The organism is Streptomyces sp. NPDC020917 (genome assembly GCF_044333795.1).
Classification (GTDB): domain Bacteria; phylum Actinomycetota; class Actinomycetes; order Streptomycetales; family Streptomycetaceae; genus Actinacidiphila.
In genome coordinates this window covers 683,378-704,314 of the sequence record NZ_JBIRRR010000001.1, presented here as the reverse complement: position 1 = coordinate 704,314, position 20,937 = coordinate 683,378, and the positions used below count along the sequence as shown (strand labels likewise).

Below are 20,937 nucleotides of genomic sequence, written 5' to 3'. Positions count from 1 at the left end.
CGACGGCGGGCCGTCCCCCAAAGGGGCGCGGGGTCCCCCAGAGCTGCGCCTGGGAGGTGCCCCCAGCGCGCTCAGCCACGCACCGGCCGTGCGACGGCGACGATCCCCCCCCGGGGCAGGACGTGCCCCGCAGGGGCGCGGGGAACTGCGCGCTCAGCCACTCACGGGCCGTGCGACGGCGACGTCTCGTCGCGGGGCAGGGCGTGCCCCGCCAGGGGCGCGGGGAACTGCGCGCCCAGCCCGACTGCGGGCCGCAGGTCGCCACCGCCCCGAAGGGGCAGATCGGTCCGCTCCGGACCACCGGCCGGTGGCCGGTTGCCCGCGCAGGGGGCACCTCCCAGGCGCAGCTCTGGGGGACCTCGCGCCCCTGACGGGGCGCAACCCGCCGTACGGACAGCGGGCCACCGTCGTGGCTGAGCGCGCTGGGGGCACCTCCCAGGCGCAGCTCTGGGGGACCCCGCGCCCCTGATGGTTGCCGTACACCGCACGGTGGCCCAGGGGCGGGCCGAGCCCTGATGGTGACCCCACACCGCACGGTGACCCAAGCCGGGGCGGAGCCATGAGGGTTGCCCCACACCGGAAGGTGGGACCGGAACAGGGCCGAGCCCTGAGAGAGGTGAACGCAGCCCGCGCAGGGCGAAGGGAGCGACGCCCGCCGGTGGTCGGGGAGGCGGGCGCCGCTGGGGTGTTACTGCGTTCCGCACGCCGTTGTGCGGGACAGCCGGGGGCGGATACGGGATCCGCCGGGTCAGACGGTGAGCGGCCGATCGGTCGGCCGGATCGGCGCGGGAAGCGCCGACGGCAGCCCGGTCAGGTACGCGTCGACCGCCCGCGCGGCCGAGCGCCCTTCGGCGATCGCCCACACGATGAGCGACTGGCCGCGACCCGCGTCGCCGGCCGCGAACACGCCGTCGACGTTCGTCGCGTAGTTCCCGTCGCGCGCGACGTTGCCGCGCGCGTCGAGCTGCAGGCCGAGCTGCTCGATCATGCCGTTGGACTGGTCGGTGCCGGTGAAGCCCATCGCCAGGGTGACCAGCTCCGCGGGGATGACCCGCTCGGTGCCTTCCTGCGGCACGAACGTGCCGTTCTCGAACTCGACCTCCACCAGGTGGAGTTCGCGCACGTTGCCGTCCTCGTCGCCGGTGAACCGCACGGTGTTGACGGCGTAGACCCGCTCGCCGCCCTCCTCGTGGGCCGAGGTGACCTTGTAGACCATCGGCATCGTCGGCCACGGCTGGTGCGCGGGCCGGTCGTCGGACGGCCGCGGCATGATCTCCAGCTGGGTGACGGACAGGGCGCCCTGGCGGTGCGCGGTGCCGACGCAGTCCGCGCCGGTGTCGCCGCCGCCGATGACCACCACGTGCTTGCCCTCCGCGGTGATCGGCGGCGCCACGAAGTCGCCCTCCTGCACCTTGTTGGCCAGCGGCAGGTACTCCATCGCCTGGTGGACGCCGGCCAGTTCGCGGCCCTCCACCGGCAGGTCGCGCCACTGGGTGGCGCCGGCCGCGATGACCACCGCGTCGTACCGCTTGGCGAGCTTCGCCGCGTCCAGGTCGGAGCCGATCTGCACGCCGGTGCGGAACTTGGTGCCCTCCGCGCGCATCTGCTCGATGCGGCGGTTGATGTGCCGCTTCTCCATCTTGAACTCGGGGATGCCGTACCGCAGCAGCCCGCCGATGCGGTCGGCCCGCTCGTAGACCGCGACGGTGTGGCCGGCGCGGGTGAGCTGCTGGGCGGCGGCCAGGCCCGCCGGGCCCGAGCCGATGACGGCCACCGTCTTGCCGGACAGCCGCTCCGGCGGCTGCGGGGTGACGTCGCCGCTGTCCCACGCCTTGTCGATGATGGTGACTTCGACGTTCTTGATGGTGACGGCCGGCTGGTTGATGCCGAGCACGCACGCCGACTCGCAGGGCGCGGGGCACAGCCGCCCGGTGAACTCGGGGAAGTTGTTGGTGGCGTGCAGGCGCTCGGAGGCGGCCTGCCAGTCCTCGCGGTAGGCGTAGTCGTTCCACTCGGGGATCAGGTTCCCGAGCGGGCAGCCGTTGTGGCAGAACGGGATACCGCAGTCCATGCAGCGGCCGGCCTGCTTGCTGATGATCGGCAGCAGGCCGCCGGGGACGTAGACCTCGTTCCAGTCCTGCCTGCGCTCCTCGACCGGGCGGGTCGGTGCGGTCTCACGGCCGGTGGTGAGGAAGCCCTTGGGGTCAGCCATGTGCCGCCTCCATCATCTTCGCGGTGGTCTCGGACTCGGAGAGTCCGGCCTGCTCGGCGGCGTTCTTGGCGGCGAGCACTGCCTTGTAGTCCCTCGGCATGACCTTGCCGAAGCGGGTGAGGGCGCCGCCCCAGTCGGCGAGCAGCCGCTCGGCGACGGTGGAGCCGGTCTCCTCGAAGTGGCGGCGCACGACATCGTGCAGCCACGTGATGTCGTCGGCGTCGAGCGCCTCGACCCCGACCATGCCGGTGTTGACGTTCTCCGCGACCAGGTCGAGGACGTAGGCGATGCCGCCGGACATGCCGGCCGCGAAGTTCCGCCCGGTGGCGCCGAGAACGACGGCCCGGCCGCCGGTCATGTACTCGCAGCCGTGGTCGCCGACGCCTTCGGCGACCACGGTGGCACCGGAGTTGCGGACGCAGAAGCGCTCGCCGGTGCGGCCGCGCAGGAACAGCTCGCCGGCGGTGGCGCCGTAGGCGATGGTGTTGCCGGCGATCGTCGAGTACTCGGCGAGGTGGTCCGCACCGCGGTCGGGGCGGACCACGACCCGGCCGCCGGACAGGCCCTTGCCGACGTAGTCGTTGGCGTCGCCCTCCAGCCGCAGCGTGATGCCGCGCGGCAGGAACGCGCCGAAGGACTGGCCGGCGGAGCCGGTGAGGGTGATGTCGACGGTGTCGTCGGGCAGGCCGGCGCCGCCGTACTTCTTGGTCACCTCGTGGCCGAGCATGGTGCCGACAGTGCGGTTGACGTTGCGCACCTGCACCTGGGCGCGGACCGGCGCGCCGGACTCCAGCGCCTCGGCGGCGAGCTGGATCAGCTCGTTGTCCAGGGCCCGGTCCAGGCCGTGGTCCTGCTCGGTGGTGCGGTGCCGGGCCGCGCCCTCGGGCAGTTCCGGCACGTACAGCAGCGGGGCCAGGTCCAGGCCCTGCGCCTTCCAGTGGTCGACGGCGCGGGTCGCGTCGATCAGCTCGGCGTGGCCGACGGCCTCCTCGATCGTCCGGAAGCCCAGCTCGGCGAGGATCTCGCGGACCTCCTCCGCGATGAACTCGAAGAAGTTCACCACGAACTCGGGCTTGCCGCTGAAGCGTTCACGCAGCACCGGGTTCTGGGTGGCGACGCCGACCGGGCAGGTGTCGAGGTGGCAGACGCGCATCATCACGCAGCCGGAGACGACCAGCGGCGCGGTGGCGAAGCCGAACTCCTCGGCGCCCAGCAGCGCGGCGATCACCACGTCGCGGCCGGTCTTGAGCTGGCCGTCGGTCTGCACGACGATGCGGTCGCGCAGGCCGTTGAGCAGCAGCGTCTGCTGCGTCTCGGCCAGGCCCAGCTCCCAGGGGCCGCCGGCGTGCTTGAGCGAGGTGAGCGGCGAGGCGCCGGTGCCGCCGTCGTGGCCGGAGATCAGCACCACGTCGGCGTGCGCCTTGGACACGCCGGCGGCGACAGTGCCGACGCCGACCTCGGAGACCAGCTTCACGTGGACCCGCGCCCTGGGGTTGGCGTTCTTCAGGTCGTGGATGAGCTGGGCGAGGTCCTCGATGGAGTAGATGTCGTGGTGCGGCGGCGGGGAGATCAGGCCGACGCCGGGGGTGGAGTGCCGGGTGCCGGCGACCCACGGGTAGACCTTGTGGCCGGGCAGCTGGCCGCCCTCGCCGGGCTTGGCGCCCTGCGCCATCTTGATCTGGATGTCGTCGGCGTTGACCAGGTACTCGGAGGTGACGCCGAACCGGCCGGAGGCGACCTGCTTGATCGCCGAGCGCCGGGCAGGGTCGTACAGCCGGTCCGGGTCCTCGCCGCCCTCGCCGGTGTTGGACTTGCCGCCGAGCTGGTTCATCGCGATGGCCAGCGTCTCGTGCGCCTCGCGGGAGATCGAGCCGTACGACATGGCGCCGGTGGAGAACCGCTTGACGATCTCGCTGACCGGCTCGACCTCCTCGACGGGCACGGACGGCCGGTCGGAGCCCAGGGCGAACAGGCCGCGCAGCGTCATCAGCCGCTCGGACTGCTCGTTCACCCGGTCCGTGTACTGCTTGAAGATGTCGTAGCGCCGGGTGCGGGTGGCGTGCTGCAGCCGGAAGACGGTGTCGGGGTCGAACAGGTGCGGCTCGCCCTCGCGGCGCCACTGGTACTCGCCGCCGATCTCCAGCCTGCGGTGCGCCGCCGCGATGCCGGAGGCCGGGTAGGCCTTGGCGTGCCGGGCGGCGACCTCGGCGGCGATCACGTCGATGCCGGCCCCGCCGATCTTGCTGTCGGTGAGGTGGAAGTAGGTGTCGACGAAGTCGGAGTCCAGGCCGATGGCCTCGAAGACCTGCGCGCCGCGGTAGGACGCCACGGTCGAGATGCCCATCTTGGACATGACCTTCAGCACGCCCTTGCCGAGCGCCTTGATCAGGTTGGCGATGGCCGCTTCCGGCTCGATGCCCTGCAGGAACGTGCCGGCCCGCACCAGGTCCTCGACGGACTCCATGGCCAGGTAGGGGTTGACCGCGGCGGCGCCGTAGCCGATGAGCAGCGCGACGTGGTGGACCTCGCGCACGTCGCCGGCCTCGACGAGCACACCGACCTGGGTGCGCTGCTTGGTGCGGATCAGGTGGTGGTGCACCGCGGAGGTGAGCAGCAGCGACGGGATCGGGGCGTGCTCGGCGTCCGAATGCCGGTCGGAGAGCACGATCAGCCGGGCGCCGTCCTCTATGGCGGCGTCGGCCTCGGCGCAGATCTCGGCGAGCCGGGCGGCCAGCGCCTGCCCGCCGCCGGTAACCCGGTACAGGCCGGAGAGCGTCGCGGCCTTCATACCGGGCATGTCGCCGTCGGCGTTGACGTGGATGAGCTTGGCCAGCTCGTCGTTGTCGATCACCGGGAAGGGCAGGGTGATGTTGCGACAGGACGCCGGGCTCGGCTCCAGCAGGTTCCCGGACGGGCCGATGGTGGAGATCAGCGAGGTGACGAGCTCCTCGCGGATGGCGTCCAGCGGCGGGTTGGTGACCTGCGCGAACAGCTGGGTGAAGTAGTCGAAGAGCAGCCGCGGCCGGTCGGACAGCGCGGCGATCGGCGAGTCGGTGCCCATCGAGCCGATCGGCTCGGCGCCGGCCCTGGCCATGGGCGCGAGGATGACCCGCAGCTCCTCCTCGGTGTACCCGAAGGTCTGCTGGCGGCGGGTGACCGAGGCGTGGGTGTGCACGATGTGCTCGCGCTCGGGCAGGTCGGCCAGGTCGATCAGCCCGCCGTCCAGCCACTCGCTGTACGGGTGCTGCGCGGCCATCTCGGCCTTGATCTCGTCGTCCTCGACGATCCGGTGGGTGACGGTGTCGACCAGGAACATCCGGCCCGGCTGGAGCCGGCCCTTGCGGACGATCCTGCCGGGGTCGATGTCCAGCACGCCGGACTCGGAGGCGAGCACGACCAGGCCGTCGTCGGTGACCCAGTAGCGGCCGGGGCGCAGGCCGTTGCGGTCCAGGACGGCGCCGACGACGGAGCCGTCGGTGAAGGTGACGCAGGCCGGGCCGTCCCAGGGCTCCATCAGCGTGGAGTGGTACTGGTAGAAGGCGCGGCGGGCCGGGTCCATCGAGCCGTGGTTCTCCCACGCCTCCGGGATCATCATCAGCACGCTGTGCGGCAGCGACCGGCCGCCGAGGTGCAGCAGCTCCAGCACCTCGTCGAAGGAGGCGGTGTCGGAGGCGCCGGGCGTGCAGATCGGGAAGATCCGGTCCAGGTCGCCGGCGAACAGCTCGCTGGCCAGCTGGGACTCGCGGGCCCGCATCCAGTTGCGGTTGCCCTTGACCGTGTTGATCTCGCCGTTGTGCGCGACGAACCGGTACGGGTGGGCGAGCGGCCAGCTCGGGAAGGTGTTGGTGGAGAACCGGGAGTGGACCAGCGCGATCGCGGTGGCGAACCGCTCGTCGGACAGGTCCGGGAAGAACGGCTCCAGCTGGCCGGTGGTGAGCATGCCCTTGTAGACGACGGTCCGCGCGGACAGCGACGGGAAGTACACGTCGGCCTCGCGCTCGGCGCGCTTGCGCAGCACGAACGCGGGGCGGTCCAGCGCGATGCCGGAGCGGGTGCCCTCGCTGTCGGCGACGAACAGCTGGGAGATGTAGGGCATGGTCGAGCGGGAGGTGGCGCCCAGCAGGTCGGGGCCGACCGGGACCTCGCGCCAGCCGAGGACCGTCAGGCCCTCTTCCGCGGCGATCCGCTCGATGGCGTCGACGGCCTTGGTGCGGTCCTCGTGCTCGACGGGCAGGAAGCCCAGGCCGACGGCGTACTGCCCGGCCTCGGGCAGCTCGAAGCCGGTGACCGCCCGCAGGAAGGTGTCCGGGATCTGGACAAGAATGCCCGCGCCGTCACCCGAGTCGGGCTCGGCACCGGTCGCGCCGCGGTGTTCCAGGTTGCGCAGGACGGTCAGCGCCTGCTCCACGAGCCCATGGCTCGCCTCGCCGGTGAGGGTGGCGACAAAGCCGACGCCGCAGGCGTCGTGCTCGTTGCGGGGGTCGTACATCCCCTGCGGGGCGGGGTGCCCGTCCATGAACGCGGAACGCGAACGCATGGCTCTCCCGTCGTCGTCTGTGGCTGGTATGCATCGCCCGTCATAGGCATGTGCAACAGGGACGACGTTGGCCCTCTGCGATTTCGTGCAGGTTACATGATGGCCGAGTGTTCGAGAAGCGGATATGTGATTCCAGCATGTGGACACACCGGGGGCGTGAGGAGATCATTTCAGGCCAGCAGGACGCTGGATGAGTCCGAGAGGGTGTTTGCGGGGGTTACGCGGCCTGGCGACTCTGCCGACGCGTTTTCCAGTAATGCCCGGTCGGTCCCGCGCTGAAACAACCAGGAAACCCGCTCCTTCACGCGGGCCCCGCGGGCCCACCGGGGAGCGGGTTCTGCCGGACCGGCCCTGGGCGGGCCCGGAGGGTGCCGGGCCGGCCGGCGAGGCCCGCCCATGGCCGGTCCGGCGATCCTGCGGACGTACCTAGCCGACGGCCGAGCCGACGAGGGCGCCGATGCCGAAGGTGAGGGCGGCGGCCGCGCCGCCCAGGACGAGCTGGCGCAGACCGCTGAACCACCAGGAGCGCGCGGTGACCCGGGCCACCGCCGCTCCGCAGCCGAAGAGCCCGGCCAGGGCGAGCAGCACCGCGGGCCACAGCGCCGAGGCGCCGAGCAGGTACGGCAGCACCGGCAGCAGCGCGCCGAGCGCGAACGAGGCGAACGAGGACGCGGCGGCGACCAGCGGCGACGGCAGGTCGGTGGGGTCGACGCCCAGCTCCTCGCGGGCGTGGATCTCCAGCGCCTGCTCGGGGTCGGCGGACAGCTGGCGGGCCACCTCGTGGGCCAGCTCGGGCTCCACCCCGCGGGCCACGTAGAGGGACGCCAGCTCGCGCAGCTCGTCCTCGGGGTTCCGGTCCAGCTCCAGCCGCTCCACGGCCAGCTCGGCCTCGACCAGCTCGCGCTGGGACGCCACCGAGGTGTACTCGCCCGCCGCCATGGAGAACGCGCCGGCCGCCAGGCCCGCCAGGCCCGTCACCACCAGGGTGTGCGAGCTGACGTTGCCGCCGGCCATGCCGGTCAGCAGGGCGAGGTTCGACACCAGTCCGTCCATCGCGCCGAACACCGCGGGCCGCAGCCAGCCGCCGCTGACGTCACGGTGCGCGTGGTGCGGGACGTGCTCGGGAACCGGGCACCCGGTGACCTCGACGCCCCCTGCGATTGCCGTGCTCATGCCTACCTCTCCCCCGGGCACTCCCATGCCCACACGTCGGAAACCTCCGTCACCGTACGCGGAACGCGACACCGCCGCCAGCAAGGAAAGGCTGCCCTGACCTGGGAAGACGTGTCCGGGAGAGCGGTGTCGCGGGCCCGCGGGAGAGGTGTCGGGGGCCGGGGAGAGGTGCTGCTAGCTGGGCTTTACCGCGGGCGAGGGCTGCTCGGCCACGGCCTGCGCCGCCGCCTCCGGCCCGTCGTCCGCGGGCTTGTCCAGGGCCACCGGGGACGCCTCGCCGCCCTCGTCGGCGGCCGCCGCGCCCTCGGCGCTCTCGTCGCCCTCAGTGCTCTCGGCGCTCTCGGCTTCCGCACCCGGCGCGTCGCTGCCGCCGGCGGCGTCCTCGGAGGCGTCCGCGCCGGACCCGGCCGCGTCGGCCGGCTCCACCGCGTCGGCGGGCCCGTCGGCAGCGGCGGCCGAGGCGGCGGTCCGCGGCTCCACGGTCTCCTCGCGGCCGGGACGGATCTTCGAGCTCACCACGATGAAGGCGACGGCGGCCAGGAACACCACGATGGCCGTCCAGTCGTTGAGACGCAGTCCCAGGATGTGGTGCGCGTAGTCGGAGCGCATGTGCTCGATCCAGAAGCGGCCCGAGCAGTAGGCGGCGACGTACAGGGCGAACGCCCGGCCATGGCCCAGCTTGAAGCGGCGGTCGGCCCAGATGACCAGCAGGGCGACGCCGATGCACCACAGCGACTCGTACAGGAACGTCGGCTGGTAGACGCCGGGCACCCGGTCACCGGACGAGCTGGTGATCTTCAGACCCCACGGCAGCTTCGTCGGGTTGCCGTACAGCTCCTGGTTGAACCAGTTGCCCCAGCGGCCGATGGCCTGCGCGAACGCGATGCCGGGGGCGATGGCGTCGGCGTAGGCCGGCAGCGCGATGCCGCGCCTGCGGCAGCCGATCCAGGCGCCCAGGGCGCCCATCGCGATCGCGCCCCAGATGCCGAGCCCGCCCTCCCAGATCTTGAAGGCGTTCACCCAGTCCTTGCCGTGGGTGAAGTACAGCTCGTAGTCGGTGATGACGTGGTAGAGCCGGCCGCCGACCAGACCGAACGGCACCGCCCACACGGCGATGTCCGCGACCGTGCCCGCCGTGCCGCCGCGGGCGATCCACCGCTTGTTTCCGAGCCAGACGGCTACGAAGACACCGATGATGATGCAGAAGGCGTAGCCGCGCAGCGGGATCGGTCCGAGGTGGACGACTCCGTGCGACGGGCTGGGAATGTATGCGAGGTCCATGGCATCACCGACGCTACCGTGCCGGGCGGGTGATCCGGCAACCCGCCCGGCTACGTCTGCATAACACCGTCGTCAGGACACCGGGGTCAGGACGGCGGGGTCGCGGTGACCGTCCCGGCCGGCTTGCCCTTGTTGGCCTGCTGCACCATCTGCGTCAGCGAGGCCGGGGTCAGGTTGTTGCTCCCGCCGTAGATGCTCTTGCCGTTCAGCAGGACGGTCGGGGTGGAGTTGAAGCCGGAGGAGTTGAACGCGTCGTTGGACTTCTTGACCCAGCTGTTGTGTGTGCCGTTGTTCACACAGGCGGTGAACGCGGACGTCGTCAGGCCGGGGACCTTGCCGGCGAGCTGCAGCAGCGTGGCCTTGTCGGCGAACTTGTCGTTCTGCTCCTCGGGCTGGTTGTCGTAGAGCACGTCGTGGTAGGCCCGGAACTTGCCCTCGGTCTGGGCGCAGGCGGCGGCGTTCGCGGCGTTCAGCGAGCCGGTGCCGCCGAGGTTGCCGTCGATCAGGGTCACCAGGTGGTACTCGGTGCGGATCTGGCCGCTGTCCTCCAGCTGGTGGATGGTCGGCGTGAACGACTTCTCGAAGGCGTCGCAGGCCGGGCAGCGGAAGTCCTCGTAGATGGTCAGCGTCGACGGCGCGTCGGCCGCCCCGACCGGGATGACCAGGTTGTCCTTGCCGGTCGCGCCCGCGGGCGGGGTCACCGGGCCGGAGGAGGCGGTGCTGCTGCCGCTGCTGCTGTTGTTGGCGACGGCCAGGCCGATGCCGGTGCCGATCGCCAGGACCGCGACCACCGCCCCCGCCACCACCAGGGTCCGCTTCCGCTTGGCCTGCGCCTGCTCCTTCGCCCGCTGTTCCCTGAGCGCCTCGCGCGCGCTCCGCTTCCCGTCACGTTTCCGTTGGCTCACATCCCTGAACAACGGCCAGGCCCGCCCCGCGGACGCGCGGCGGGCGCAGATTCGCCGGAACGGATGACGCGCGCCCGGGCCGCACGGTGCGGCCCGGGCGCTGTGGGACGGGTGGGTCAGCGCTTGCGCACGCCCGCGGCCAGGTCGGCCGCCAGCTCGCGGACCGCGGCGAGCCCCTCGTCCGGCGCGTCCGCGTGGTCCAGCAGGCGCTGCACGAAGGCCGAGCCGACGATCACGCCGTCGGCGAAGGCGGCGACCTCCGCGGCCTGCCCGGCGTTGGAGACGCCCAGGCCGACGCAGACCGGCAGGTCGGTGGTGGCCCGGGTGCGCCGCACCAGGTCCGCCGCCTGCTCCCCGACGGACGCCCTGGTGCCGGTGACGCCCATCAGCGACGCCGCGTACACGAATCCGCTGCCGGCCGCGGTGATCTTGCCGAGCCGCTCGTCCCTGCTGGAGGGGGCGACGACGAACACGGTCGCCAGACCGTGCTGCTCGGCGGCCTTCCGCCAGACCTCGGACTCCTCGACCGGCAGGTCGGGCAGGATGCAGCCCGCGCCGCCCGCCGCGGCCAGCTCGGCGGCGAAGCGCTCGGCGCCGTAGCGGTCGACCGGGTTCCAGTAGGTCATCACCAGGACCGGCTTGCCGGTCGCGGTGTGCGCCTCGCGGACGGTGCGCAGCACGTCGGCGATCCGCACCCCGTTCCTGAGGGCGATGTCGTCCGCGGTCTGGATGACCGGGCCGTCCAGCACCGGGTCGCTGTGCGGCAGGCCGACCTCGACCACGTCTGCGCCGCCCTCGAAGGCGGCCTTGATCGCCGCGATGCCGCCGTCCACGGTCGGGAAGCCGGCCGGCAGGTAGGCGATGAGCGCGGCCCGGTTCTCGGCCCTGGCGCCCGCGATGGCCTGTTCCAGAAGTGCGATGTTGCCGCTCACTGCCCGTCCCCCGCTTCCGCGCCCTTGGTGGTGGCCGCCTGCTCGTCGTACAGCCCGAAGTAGCGGGCCGCGGTGTCCATGTCCTTGTCGCCGCGCCCGGAGAGGTTGACCAGGATCAGGCCCTGCGGGCCCAGCTCGCGGCCGATCTCCAGGGCGCCGGCCAGGGCGTGGGCGCTCTCGATGGCCGGGATGATCCCCTCGGTGCGGGACAGCAGGCGCAGCGCCTGCATGGCCGCGTCGTCGGTGACCGCGCGGTACTCGGCGCGGCCGCTGTCCTTGAGGTAGGCGTGCTCCGGGCCGACGCCGGGGTAGTCCAGGCCGGCGGAGATGGAGTACGGCTCGGTGATCTGGCCCTCGTCGTCCTGGAGCACGTACGAGCGGGAGCCGTGCAGGATGCCGGGCTCGCCTTCGGTCAGGGTGGCGGCGTGCTCGCCGGTCTCCACCCCGTGCCCGGCCGGCTCGCAGCCGACCAGCCGCACGCCCTGGTCGGGCAGGAACGCGTGGAACAGGCCCATCGCGTTCGACCCGCCGCCGACGCAGGCCACCGCTGCGTCCGGGAGCCGTCCGGCCCGCTCCAGGATCTGGCGGCGCGCCTCGACGCCGATCACCCGGTGGAAGTCGCGCACCAGCGCCGGGAAGGGGTGCGGCCCGGCGACGGTGCCGAAGAGGTAGTGGGTGCGGTCGACGTTGGCGACCCAGTCGCGGAACGCCTCGTTGATGGCGTCCTTCAGGGTGCGGCTGCCGGAGGTGACGGCCACCACCTCGGCGCCCAGCATGCGCATCCGGGCCACGTTGAGGGCCTGGCGCTTGGTGTCGACCTCGCCCATGTAGATGGTGCACTCCAGGCCGAACAGGGCGCACGCGGTGGCGGTGGCCACGCCGTGCTGGCCGGCGCCGGTCTCGGCGATGACGCGGGTCTTGCCCATCCGCTTGGTCAGGAGTGCCTGGCCCAGCACGTTGTTGATCTTGTGCGAGCCGGTGTGGTTGAGGTCCTCGCGCTTGAGGAAGACGCGGGCGCCGCCCGCGGACTCGGCGAACCGCGCCACCTCGGTGAGGGCGCTGGGCCGGCCGGTGTAGTTGACCATCAGGTCGTTCAGCTCGGCGGCGAAGGCAGGGTCGGCCTTGGCCTTCTCGTACTCCGCGGCGACCTCGTCCACGGCGGCGACCAGCGCTTCCGGGATGAACTTGCCGCCGAACGCGCCGAAGTAGCCCTCCGGGCTGGGAACGGCGCCGTCGGGATCGGGCAGGAAGAACTCGGGTTGTTCTGACATGGGTGGCCCCTGGCAGGTGAAGGTGTGGCTGATGACGGGGGGCACCTGCCGGGTCGCCCGGACCCGACGCGACGGGGCGCGACGAGGCGGACGTGAGGTGACGGGACGGCGTGGCGCCGTCATTCCGCCGGCAGGTGGTGATCGCGGTTCAGCCGCGACGCCATCGCCTGCCGTTCACCTGGCCGGGCTCGCACCCGATCACATAGCGGACCCGGCGTCCCAGCACCCGGCGCGCGGGCGCGCGGCAGCCGCGGGGGCGGCAACCGGGACCAAGACGCGACGCAACGGGCATGGCCCGAGTCTACCGGCCTCCGCCCCGCCCCCCTGCCCAGCCCCTCGACGAAGCCGCGTCGCCCCCAAAGGGGCGCGGGGTCCCCCAGTGCTGCGCCTGGGAGGTGCCCCCAGCGCGACCAGCCACACACCGGCCGTGCGACGGCAACGCTGCCCCGCCAGGCAGAACATGCCCCGAAGGGGCGCGGGGAACTGCGCGACCAGCCAGCGCGGCAGCGCGCTCCGCCAACCGCCCCGCAGGGGCAGTTCGGTCCGCCCCGGACCACCGGCCGGTGGCCGGTTGCGCGCGCTGGGGGGACCTCGGGGGCGCCTCCCAGGCGCAGCCCTGGGGGACCCCGCGCCCCTGATGGTTGCCCCACACCGGAAGGTGAGCCCGGACGGGGCCGAGCCCGGAAAATGGTGAACGCAGCCCGCGCAAAGCGAACCGCAGCCCGGAAGGCGAAGGCAGCCCGCGCATAGCGGACCGCAGCCCGCAGGGGGACGCAGCCCGCGCAGGGCGGGGGGAGGCAGCCCCGGACGGGGACCGTCGAGGGGCTAGTTGCGGCCGAAACGGAGAGCGGGATGCGCCCCCGCGGCAACGAGATCCGCGACCGCGGCCTTGGGGTCGCGCCCCGTGACCAGCGACTCCCCGACAAGCACCGCGTTCGCCCCGTCGTTCGCGTAGGCGATCAGATCGTGCGGCCCGCGCACGCCCGACTCGGCGATCTTGACGATGTGGTCGGGGATCTCCGGGGCGACCCGGGCGAACGTCCCCCGGTCCACCTCCAGCGTCTTGAGGTTGCGCGCGTTGACGCCGATCACGCGGGCCCCCGCGTCGACCGCTCGCTGGACCTCCTCCTCGTCGTGGACCTCGACGAGCGGGGTGAGCCCGATGGACTCCGCGCGCTCGATGAGCGACTCCAGCGCGGGCTGGTCCAGGGCCGCGACGATCAGCAGCGCGATGTCCGCACCGTAGGCGCGGGCCTCCCAGAGCTGGTAGGCGGTGACGATGAAGTCCTTGCGCAGCACCGGGATGTCGACCCTGCCGCGGACGGCCTCCAGGTCCGCGAGCGACCCGCCGAAGCGGCGCTGCTCGGTGAGGACGCTGATCGCGGCCGCGCCGCCCGCCTCGTAGTCGGCGGCCAGCCCCGCGGGGTCCGCGATGGCGGCCAGCGCACCCTTGGACGGGCTGGACCGCTTGACCTCGCAGATCACCTTGACGCTGTCCCCGCTCAGCGCCGCGACCCCGTCCTGGGCGTCGCGGGCCCGCGCGGCCCGCTCCTTGAGTTCGTCGAGGGACACCTGGGCCTGTCGCTCGGCGAGGTCAGCCCGGACTCCGTCGATGATCTCGTCGAGCACACTCACGCGAGAACTCCCCTTCCGGCCGGGACGAGCAGCGAAACGATCAAGCCAGCGGCGTGATCCGCCGGCACTCCTGATGGTATCGGGAGGGGGGCGGAGTGCCCGAATCGACCACTGTCCGGTCCCATCACCTGGACAGATGCCACCGCCCGCGGTCCCCGCGGGCGCCCCGTGGTCATGGCGCGAGCGCCGCGCCGAAGGGCAGGTTCCGGACAACTCCGAAGCCGATCAGCAGGGCCCAGAAGGCCCACCGGTGGCTGCGGGTGATCGTCGGCCGGAACGGCCTCCCGCGCAGGGCGGCGACGCACCAGGCGGTCCAGACGGCGGCGAACACGACGTACCCGGCGACGGCCAGCGCGTTGTCGTGCAGGGCGGCGCCGAGGTGGCCGTGGGCCAGCGCGTGGGCGCCGCGCAGCCCGCCGCAGCCGGGGCAGTACACGCCGGTGTAGTGGAGCAGCGGGCACACCGGGTAGTGGCCGGGGTTGTTCGGGTCGACGGCCGCGACGTAGCCGAACGCGGCGACCGCGCTGCCCAGCACCGCGAGGGGCACGGCGGCGCGGCGCAGGGCCGCCGCCGCGGACCGCGTGGGCGGCCCCGCCGGCTCCCGGGCGGCCGGCGGCTCGGGCGGGACGAGCAGCCAGGGCCATGCCTGCTGTCCGTTCCCTGCCTGCGGCCCTGCCTCTGCCTGCACAGCGGGGGGCAGGGGCGGTTCTGGCGGGGCGGCCACGCTCGGAGTGCGCTGCGGGTTCACGCGTCGAGTCTGCGCCGGGACGCACGAAGGCGCAGCCCGCGGACCTTGTGGGGTCCGGCGGCTGCGCCTGGGGTGCGGGCGCCTTCCGGCACCGGCGGGACGGCCCGTGAGGGCCTGGTACGGCCCGCTCGGCGGGCCCGGCCCGGCTACGGCCGGTCCGCGGGCTGCCGGGGCAGGTCAGCTGAGGGAGTTCACGCGTTCGCGTGAACGCGCGGCTCCTCGTCGGTCTTGGCCGGGGTGAGCTCCAGGGGCTCGCTCTTGCTGCCCAGGCCCATGGTCCGCATGATTCCGCCGACGGCCGCGCCCAGCAGGATGATCGCCATGCCGGCCCAGAAACCGGCCGGCTGGGCGGCGACGGTGAACACGCCGGCGACGCAGAAGCCGACAAAGGCGATGATCACGCCGGTCCAGGCGGCGGGGGTGTGTCCGTGGTCGTGCTGTGCCGCCATGAGTGCTCCCTCAGAGGTTCGCGGTCGGGTCGTTCGGTCGCGGACGCCCGGGGCGCCCCCTACGTGTCCATTGTTGCGCGCCCGGCTCCCGAACCGTGCACGGGGGGCCGTTGTACGCCGAGGTCAGCCGGGCGACTGCGTCGGGTCCTCGCCGCGGTCCAGCGCCTTCCACAGGTCCTCGGCCCGGTCCGGGTCGACGGGGGCGGGCGCCCTGCGGGGGGCGGCCGCCGCGCCGCCCTTGCGGTCGTACCGGCTGGACATCGCCGGCCAGTACTGCCCGTAGCGCACCGCCAGCAGGCCGGCGAGGAGCAGCAGCACGCCGCCCGCGGCGACGACCAGCGGCCAGGCGGTGGTGGACGCGTGGGTGGCGGTGGCGTGGCGCAGTCCGGTGGCCCCGGCGGCCGCGGCGTTCAGCGCGTGGCGGTCGCCGCGGTGGGCAAGGGTCGTGACGACGGCACCGAGGCCGCTGAGGGTCAGCAGCCCGGTCACCACGTAGCGGCCGGTGCGGCGGACCGCGAAGACGGCGACCAGGGAGGCCAGGCCGACCAGGGCGAGCGCGCCGGGCAGCGCGGTGGTGGCGGTGCCGGTGGCACGGACGTGCAGCCCGGTGCCGGCGAACTCGGCCAGCCCGTTGCTCCACGTCTTGCCGGACCCGAGCAGCACCAGCGCGGCCCCGATGGCGCCCAGCGGGAGCGCCGCGGCAAGGGCGCGCATCGCGGTGCGACGGGCGGCGGACGGCGCCGCGGCGACGGATCCGGCATCGGCGGCCGGCCGGTCGTCGGCGGTGCCCGTCGGGGCCTGGGCGTCCTCTTCTTCTGCGCGCGGCGGCGGTACGGCACTCACCCCACCACTATCGCGCGCCGCCCCCGCGGCCCCGCGGGCGGGGGTACGGCGCGCCGCGCTCCCGTCCGGCCGGCGTGACGAAGCCGCCACGAGAACCCGGCGACAGCGCGGTGAAACCCCGGCGACAGCGCGGTGAGAGGAGTCCCTCGCGGGCCGCGCCCGCACCCCGCGAAGAGGGTTCCACCGGCCGCACACAGGATCTGCACAGACGTTCGGTGGGGACTCCATCTACACGCGTCCACCTGCGAAGAGCGGACAAGGAAAGCGCGTTCCTCCCGGCTACTCGCGAGTAAAGCGGAGGTATAGCTTCCCTCTTCCATCTTGTTGACGTGCGCTCGTCAGTTCTACGGTCCCAGGCATCCCTCTGCTCACCCTACGCAGCAGGGACATCACTCAACCCGCACGCACCATGCCCTAACCCCACATACGGAGGCATCAGCTTGCGATCGATCCCCACCCCGGCGGCCCGCCGCGCCGGTATCGCCCTCACCGCGGCGGCCGGCCTGGCCGTCACCGGTTTCGCCCTCTCCCCCGCCGCGGGCGCCGCTGCTGCGTCGCACGGTCTGACGACCGTCCGCTCCTGTGCAGTGAGCACCCACCCCGGCGTGATGGCCTGCAAGGCGCTGAAGGTCACCAGCGGCGCCAACTCGCTGGCAGCGTCCGCCCGTTCGGTCAACCCGGCGGCGACCCCGTCCGGTTACGGCCCCTCAGACCTGCGCAGCGCCTACGCCCTGCCGTCCACCGGCGGGTCCGGGGCGACGGTGGCGATCGTCGACGCGTACGACGACCCGAAGGCCGAGGCCGACCTGGCGACGTACCGCGCGCAGTACGGGCTCCCGGCGTGCACCACGGCCAACGGGTGCTTCAAGAAGGTGGGCCAGAGCGGCACTTCGACGCTGCCCAGCGCCGACGCCGGCTGGGCCGAGGAGATATCCCTCGACCTGGACATGGTCAGCGCCACCTGCCCGAGCTGCCACATCCTGCTGGTCGAGGCGACCTCGGCGACGATGGCCAACCTCGGCAAGTCCGTCAACACCGCGGTGTCGCTGGGCGCGAAGTACGTGTCCAACAGCTACGGCGGCGGCGAGTCGTCCTCGGACACCTCGTACGACAGCTCGTACTTCAACCACCCCGGGGTGGCGATCACCGTCAGCGCCGGTGACAGCGGCTACGGCGCGGAGTACCCGGCGGCCTCCAAGTACGTGACCGCGGTCGGCGGCACGTCGCTCAAGAAGTCCTCCACCACGCGCGGTTGGACCGACACCGTGTGGTCCGGCACCGGCTCGGGCTGCTCGGCCTACGACGCGAAGCAGTCGTGGCAGACGGACACCGGCTGCTCCAAGCGCACCATCGCGGACGTGTCCGCGGTGGCCGACCCGGCGACCGGTGTCGCGGTCTACGACTCCTACGGCGGCGACAGCGGCTGGGAGGTGTTCGGCGGCACCAGCGCGTCCTCGCCGATCATCGCCTCGGTGTACGCCCTGGCCGGCACGCCGTCCTCGGGCTCGACCCCGGCGTCCTTCCCGTACGCGCACACGACGTCGCTCAACGACGTGACGAGCGGGTCGAACGGGTCGTGCTCCAGCTCGTACCTGTGCACCGCCAAGTCCGGGTACGACGGGCCGACGGGGCTCGGCACCCCCAACGGCACCGCCGCCTTCAAGGGCTGACCCCTCAGCCCCACCGGGGCGCACCCCACTCCCGGGGTGCGCCCCTTCCCCTTCCCGCACGACGGTGCGCGCCCCTCAGGGGCGCGGGGAACTGCGCGAGCAACCCACCACCGGCCGGTGGTCCGGGACGGACCGAACTGCCCCTCCGGGGCGGTTTGCGGAGCGCGGCGCCGCACTGGCTGGCCGCGCTGGGGGCACCTCCCAGGTGTAGCTCTGGGGGACCCCCCGCGCACCCGGTGGGGCGTACCCGCCGGGAGGGTTAGGAGCGGCGGGGGAGGGCGTTGGCCGCGGCCACCGCGCGAAGTACGGCCGCCGCCTTGTTGCGGCACTCCGCGTCCTCGGCGTCGGGGTCCGAGTCGGCGACGATGCCCGCGCCCGCCTGCACGTACGCCGTGCCGCCGCGCAAGAGCGCCGTGCGGATGGCGATCGCGGTGTCCGAGTCGCCGGCGAAGTCCAGGTAGCCCACGCAACCGCCGTACACGCCGCGGCGGGTGGGCTCCAGCTCCTCGATGATCTGCATCGCCCGCGGCTTGGGCGCGCCCGACAGCGTGCCGGCCGGGAAGCACGCGGTGAGCACGTCGAACGCGGTGCGGCCCTCGGCGACGCGGCCGGTGACCGTGGACACGATGTGCATCACGTGCGAGTAGCGCTCGATGGACATGAAGTCGACCACCTCGACGCTGCCCGGCTCGCAGACCCGCCCCAGGTCGTTGCGCCCGAGGTCGACCAGCATCAGGTGCTCGGCGCGCTCCTTGGGGTCGGCGAGCAGCTCCTCGGCGAGGGCGGTGTCGGCGCGCGGGGTGGCGCCGCGCGGCCGGGTGCCGGCGATCGGGTGCACCATCGCCTGGCCGTCCTCGACCTTGACCAGCGCCTCGGGGCTGGAGCCCACCACGTCGAAGCCCTCGGCCCCGCCGTCGGGAGCGGGCAGGCGCAGCAGGTACATGTACGGGCTGGGGTTGGTGGTCCGCAGCATCCGGTAGACGTCGAGCGCGCTCGCCTCGCACGGCATGTGGAACCGCTGGGAGGGCACCACCTGGAACGCCTCGCCGGCCCGGATCCGCTCCTTGACGTCCTCGACCGCTGTCTTGAACTGCTCGCCGCCCCAGTCCCAGCCGACGTCGTACCCGGCGTCGCGCGGCAGCGCGGCGGGCGCGGTCGGCACCGGGCGCGCGAGGTCGGCCTCCATCGCGTCGAGCCGCGCGATCGCGTCGGCGTACGCCTCGTCGACCCCGCTGTCCTGGTCGTTGTGGTTGATCGCGTTGGCGATCAGCAGCACGGTGCCGTCCCAGTGGTCCAGCACGGCCAGGTCCGAGGTGAGCAGCATCGTCAGCTCGGGCAGTTGCAGCGCGTCCTGGGTGCTGTCGCCGATCCGCTCCAGCCGGCGGACGATGTCGTAGCCGAGGTAGCCGACCATGCCGCCGGTGAACGGGGGCATCCCCGCGGTCAGGTCGCGCGGGGTGTGCAGCGTCTCGACGGTGGCCCGCAGGGCCTGCAGCGGGTCGCCGTCGACGGGCACGCCGACCGGCGGGGCGCCGAGCCAGTGCGCCCGGCCGTCGCGCACGGTCAAGGTGGCGGCCGAGCGCACCCCGACGAAGGAGTAGCGGGACCAGGACCGCCCGCCGCTGTCCGCGGACTCCAGCAGGAAGGTGCCCACCCGCTCGCCGGCGAGCTTGCGGTACAGGCCGACGGGCGTGTCGCCGTCCGCGAGCAGCCGGCGGCTGACCGGGATGACCCGGCGGTCGACCGCGAGCTTGCGGAAGGTCTCGAGATCCATGGCGTCCATGGGCGCAGACCCTACTGGCCCGCCGGCGCTACGCGCCCGCGGGCGGAAGCAGCACGTCCGCGTCGAAGCAGGTGCGGTCGCCGGTGTGGCACGCGGCGCCGACCTGGTCGACCTTGACCAGCACGGTGTCCCCGTCGCAGTCCAGCGCCACCGACTTCACGTGCTGCACGTGCCCGGACGTGTCGCCCTTGACCCAGTACTCGGCGCGGCTGCGGCTCCAGTAGGTGCAGCGTCCGGTGGTCAGCGTGCGGTGCAGCGCCTCGGCGTCCATCCAGCCGAGCATCAGCACCTCCCCGGTGTCGTACTGCTGGGCGATGGCCGGAACCAGCCCGTCGGGGTTGCGCTTGAGGCGGGCGGTGATGGCGGGATCGAGCGAGGTGGCGGGCATGGGAACCATTGTGCCGCCGATCCCGCACAATAAGAAAAGCCGCAAGAACTGGCAAAGCAGGCGCCGGGGTTGTCCGCAATCCGGTAGTCGCTCGCCGTCGTTCACCCGCATGGGGCATCCTGCGTGCATGGGTTTTCCTCCACCGCCGCCGAACGGACCGACGCCACCGCCCGAGCAAGGGGGCGGATTCGGTCCTCCCCAGGGTTTCGGCCCGCCGCCACCGCCGCCTCCGGGCGGCGGCTACGGGTATCCGCAGCAGGGCGGCGGTGAGCCGTACGGCTACCCGCAGCAGGGAGGCGGGGACCAGTACGGCTACCCGCCCCAGGGCGGCGGCTACGGCCCGCCCGGACCGCCCGGACCCCCGGCCCCGCCCGGGGGCGGCTACGGCTTCCCGCCCGGCGGCCCCGGCGGCTACCCGCCTCCCCCGCCGCCGAACAACAGCAAGCGCAACATGTGGATCGCGATCGGCTGCATCGTGGTGGTCGGCGCGATCGTCGGCGGGATCCTGGTGGCCTCCAACAGCAGCGACAAGAAGAAGGACGACGCCAAGCCGACGACGTCGGTCAGCGGCCTGCCGTCCGGCATGCCGACGGTCACCCTGCCCACGTCCAGCATCACGGTGCCGACCGACGACCCGACGCTGGACCTGCCGACCGACGAGCCGACCGACACGGCCGACCCGACGCCGACCGAGAAGCTCGTGCCCTACGTGGTGCTGTCGCCCGGCAAGTGCTTCGACGCGCCGACGCTGACCCCGTCGGTGACCAAGGTGACGACCCGCTCGTGCAGTTCCGCGCACGACGCGCAGGTGGTCGCCAACGAGACGCTGTCCGGCACCTTCAGCAGCGACCTGGAGATCCAGGAGAAGGCGCTGTCGCTGTGCACGACGGACGCCAAGAAGCACCTGCCGGCCGACGGCCGCACCTACTACCCGTACGCGCTGTTCCCCAAGCTGGTCACCTACCAGCTGCAGAACCGCAAGACGGTGACGTGTTCGCTGACCCGCAACAACGGGTCGAACGGGGTGAAGCTGTACAGCAAGCTGGGCTAAGCGGCAGCCCGGTTCTGGCGGGGCGCGGCGCGACACCGCCGGGATCCGGCCCCCAGGGC

Annotated in this window: 16 protein-coding genes; 2 read left to right on the top strand and 14 right to left on the bottom strand. The window is 73.0% G+C overall.

Translation table 11 applies throughout. The features are described from left to right. Nucleotides 1-748: 748 nt before the first annotated feature. From ACH4TG_RS03025 to ACH4TG_RS02970, 12 genes are all read right to left on the bottom strand, one after another. Nucleotides 749-2,212: a glutamate synthase subunit beta gene (locus ACH4TG_RS03025; protein WP_398240134.1), complete on the bottom strand. Its 1,464-nt coding sequence runs from the start codon at nt 2,210-2,212 to the stop codon at nt 749-751. Next, the gene (gltB, locus tag ACH4TG_RS03020) at nt 2,205-6,749 is read right to left on the bottom strand and encodes a glutamate synthase large subunit (protein WP_398240133.1); all 4,545 of its coding nucleotides are present in this window, start codon (nt 6,747-6,749) and stop codon (nt 2,205-2,207) included. The genes ACH4TG_RS03025 and gltB overlap by 8 nt, the downstream gene beginning before the upstream one ends. 426 nt (nt 6,750-7,175) lie before the next feature. Further along, nucleotides 7,176-7,922, bottom strand: a complete 747-nt coding sequence (locus ACH4TG_RS03015) for a VIT1/CCC1 transporter family protein (RefSeq protein WP_398240131.1) — start codon at nt 7,920-7,922, stop codon at nt 7,176-7,178. A gap of 174 nt (nt 7,923-8,096) precedes the next feature. Then, nucleotides 8,097-9,203, bottom strand: coding sequence for a prolipoprotein diacylglyceryl transferase (gene lgt / locus ACH4TG_RS03010; RefSeq protein ID WP_398240129.1), 1,107 nt, complete (start codon nt 9,201-9,203; stop codon nt 8,097-8,099). A gap of 86 nt (nt 9,204-9,289) precedes the next feature. Next, nucleotides 9,290-10,108: a DsbA family protein gene (locus ACH4TG_RS03005; protein ID WP_398240127.1), complete on the bottom strand. Its 819-nt coding sequence runs from the start codon at nt 10,106-10,108 to the stop codon at nt 9,290-9,292. A gap of 116 nt (nt 10,109-10,224) precedes the next feature. Next, on the bottom strand, nt 10,225-11,040 hold the full coding sequence (gene trpA, locus ACH4TG_RS03000; RefSeq protein WP_398240125.1) for a tryptophan synthase subunit alpha: 816 nt from the start codon (nt 11,038-11,040) through the stop codon (nt 10,225-10,227). Further along, nucleotides 11,037-12,311: a tryptophan synthase subunit beta gene (gene trpB, locus ACH4TG_RS02995; RefSeq protein WP_398240123.1), complete on the bottom strand. Its 1,275-nt coding sequence runs from the start codon at nt 12,309-12,311 to the stop codon at nt 11,037-11,039. The genes trpA and trpB overlap by 4 nt, the downstream gene beginning before the upstream one ends. Before the next feature lie 148 nt (nt 12,312-12,459). After that, nucleotides 12,460-12,603, bottom strand: coding sequence for a tryptophan biosynthesis modulator TrpM (gene trpM, locus ACH4TG_RS02990; protein WP_398240121.1), 144 nt, complete (start codon nt 12,601-12,603; stop codon nt 12,460-12,462). Between the two features lie 533 nt (nt 12,604-13,136). Further along, entirely contained in the window at nt 13,137-13,946 is an 810-nt protein-coding gene (gene trpC / locus ACH4TG_RS02985; RefSeq protein WP_398240119.1) for an indole-3-glycerol phosphate synthase TrpC, read from the bottom strand. A gap of 172 nt (nt 13,947-14,118) precedes the next feature. Further along, nucleotides 14,119-14,580: a DUF2752 domain-containing protein gene (locus ACH4TG_RS02980; RefSeq protein ID WP_398240481.1), complete on the bottom strand. Its 462-nt coding sequence runs from the start codon at nt 14,578-14,580 to the stop codon at nt 14,119-14,121. 305 nt (nt 14,581-14,885) lie between these two features. After that, a complete protein-coding gene (locus ACH4TG_RS02975; RefSeq protein WP_398240117.1) occupies nt 14,886-15,143 on the bottom strand; it encodes an HGxxPAAW family protein in 258 nt (85 codons plus the stop codon). 123 nt (nt 15,144-15,266) lie between these two features. Next, complete coding sequence (locus tag ACH4TG_RS02970) at nt 15,267-15,857, bottom strand: TIGR02234 family membrane protein (protein WP_398240479.1); 591 nt, start codon at nt 15,855-15,857, stop codon at nt 15,267-15,269. A 569-nt stretch (nt 15,858-16,426) separates the two neighbouring features. Here ACH4TG_RS02970 and ACH4TG_RS02965 point away from each other — a divergent pair. After that, a complete protein-coding gene (locus tag ACH4TG_RS02965; protein WP_398240115.1) occupies nt 16,427-17,656 on the top strand; it encodes a peptidase S8 in 1,230 nt (409 codons plus the stop codon). A 259-nt stretch (nt 17,657-17,915) separates the two neighbouring features. Here ACH4TG_RS02965 and ACH4TG_RS02960 read toward each other — a convergent pair whose 3' ends face one another. Next, the gene (locus ACH4TG_RS02960; RefSeq protein ID WP_398240477.1) at nt 17,916-19,430 is read right to left on the bottom strand and encodes an anthranilate synthase component I; all 1,515 of its coding nucleotides are present in this window, start codon (nt 19,428-19,430) and stop codon (nt 17,916-17,918) included. Between the two features lie 37 nt (nt 19,431-19,467). Next, on the bottom strand, nt 19,468-19,827 hold the full coding sequence (gene hisI, locus ACH4TG_RS02955) for a phosphoribosyl-AMP cyclohydrolase (protein WP_398240113.1): 360 nt from the start codon (nt 19,825-19,827) through the stop codon (nt 19,468-19,470). Between the two features lie 127 nt (nt 19,828-19,954). On the opposite strand from hisI, the gene ACH4TG_RS02950 reads away from it, so the two are divergent. Further along, a complete protein-coding gene (locus ACH4TG_RS02950) occupies nt 19,955-20,878 on the top strand; it encodes a hypothetical protein (RefSeq protein WP_398240111.1) in 924 nt (307 codons plus the stop codon). Nucleotides 20,879-20,937 lie beyond the last annotated feature (59 nt).

What these genes read in the sequence shown, in the direction of transcription:
- ACH4TG_RS02975 (WP_398240117.1), bottom strand. Translation starts at nt 15,143, where the DNA reads ATGGCGGCACAGCACGACCACGGACACACCCCCGCCGCCTGGACCGGC.
- ACH4TG_RS02950 (WP_398240111.1), top strand. Translation starts at nt 19,955, where the DNA reads ATGGGTTTTCCTCCACCGCCGCCGAACGGACCGACGCCACCGCCCGAG.
- lgt (WP_398240129.1), bottom strand. Translation starts at nt 9,203, where the DNA reads ATGGACCTCGCATACATTCCCAGCCCGTCGCACGGAGTCGTCCACCTC.
- ACH4TG_RS03015 (WP_398240131.1), bottom strand. Translation starts at nt 7,922, where the DNA reads ATGAGCACGGCAATCGCAGGGGGCGTCGAGGTCACCGGGTGCCCGGTT.
- ACH4TG_RS02970 (WP_398240479.1), bottom strand. Translation starts at nt 15,857, where the DNA reads ATGCGCGCCCTTGCCGCGGCGCTCCCGCTGGGCGCCATCGGGGCCGCG.
- trpM (WP_398240121.1), bottom strand. Translation starts at nt 12,603, where the DNA reads ATGCCCGTTGCGTCGCGTCTTGGTCCCGGTTGCCGCCCCCGCGGCTGC.
- gltB (WP_398240133.1), bottom strand. Translation starts at nt 6,749, where the DNA reads ATGCGTTCGCGTTCCGCGTTCATGGACGGGCACCCCGCCCCGCAGGGG.
- ACH4TG_RS02960 (WP_398240477.1), bottom strand. Translation starts at nt 19,430, where the DNA reads ATGGATCTCGAGACCTTCCGCAAGCTCGCGGTCGACCGCCGGGTCATC.
- ACH4TG_RS03025 (WP_398240134.1), bottom strand. Translation starts at nt 2,212, where the DNA reads ATGGCTGACCCCAAGGGCTTCCTCACCACCGGCCGTGAGACCGCACCG.
- hisI (WP_398240113.1), bottom strand. Translation starts at nt 19,827, where the DNA reads ATGCCCGCCACCTCGCTCGATCCCGCCATCACCGCCCGCCTCAAGCGC.
- trpB (WP_398240123.1), bottom strand. Translation starts at nt 12,311, where the DNA reads ATGTCAGAACAACCCGAGTTCTTCCTGCCCGATCCCGACGGCGCCGTT.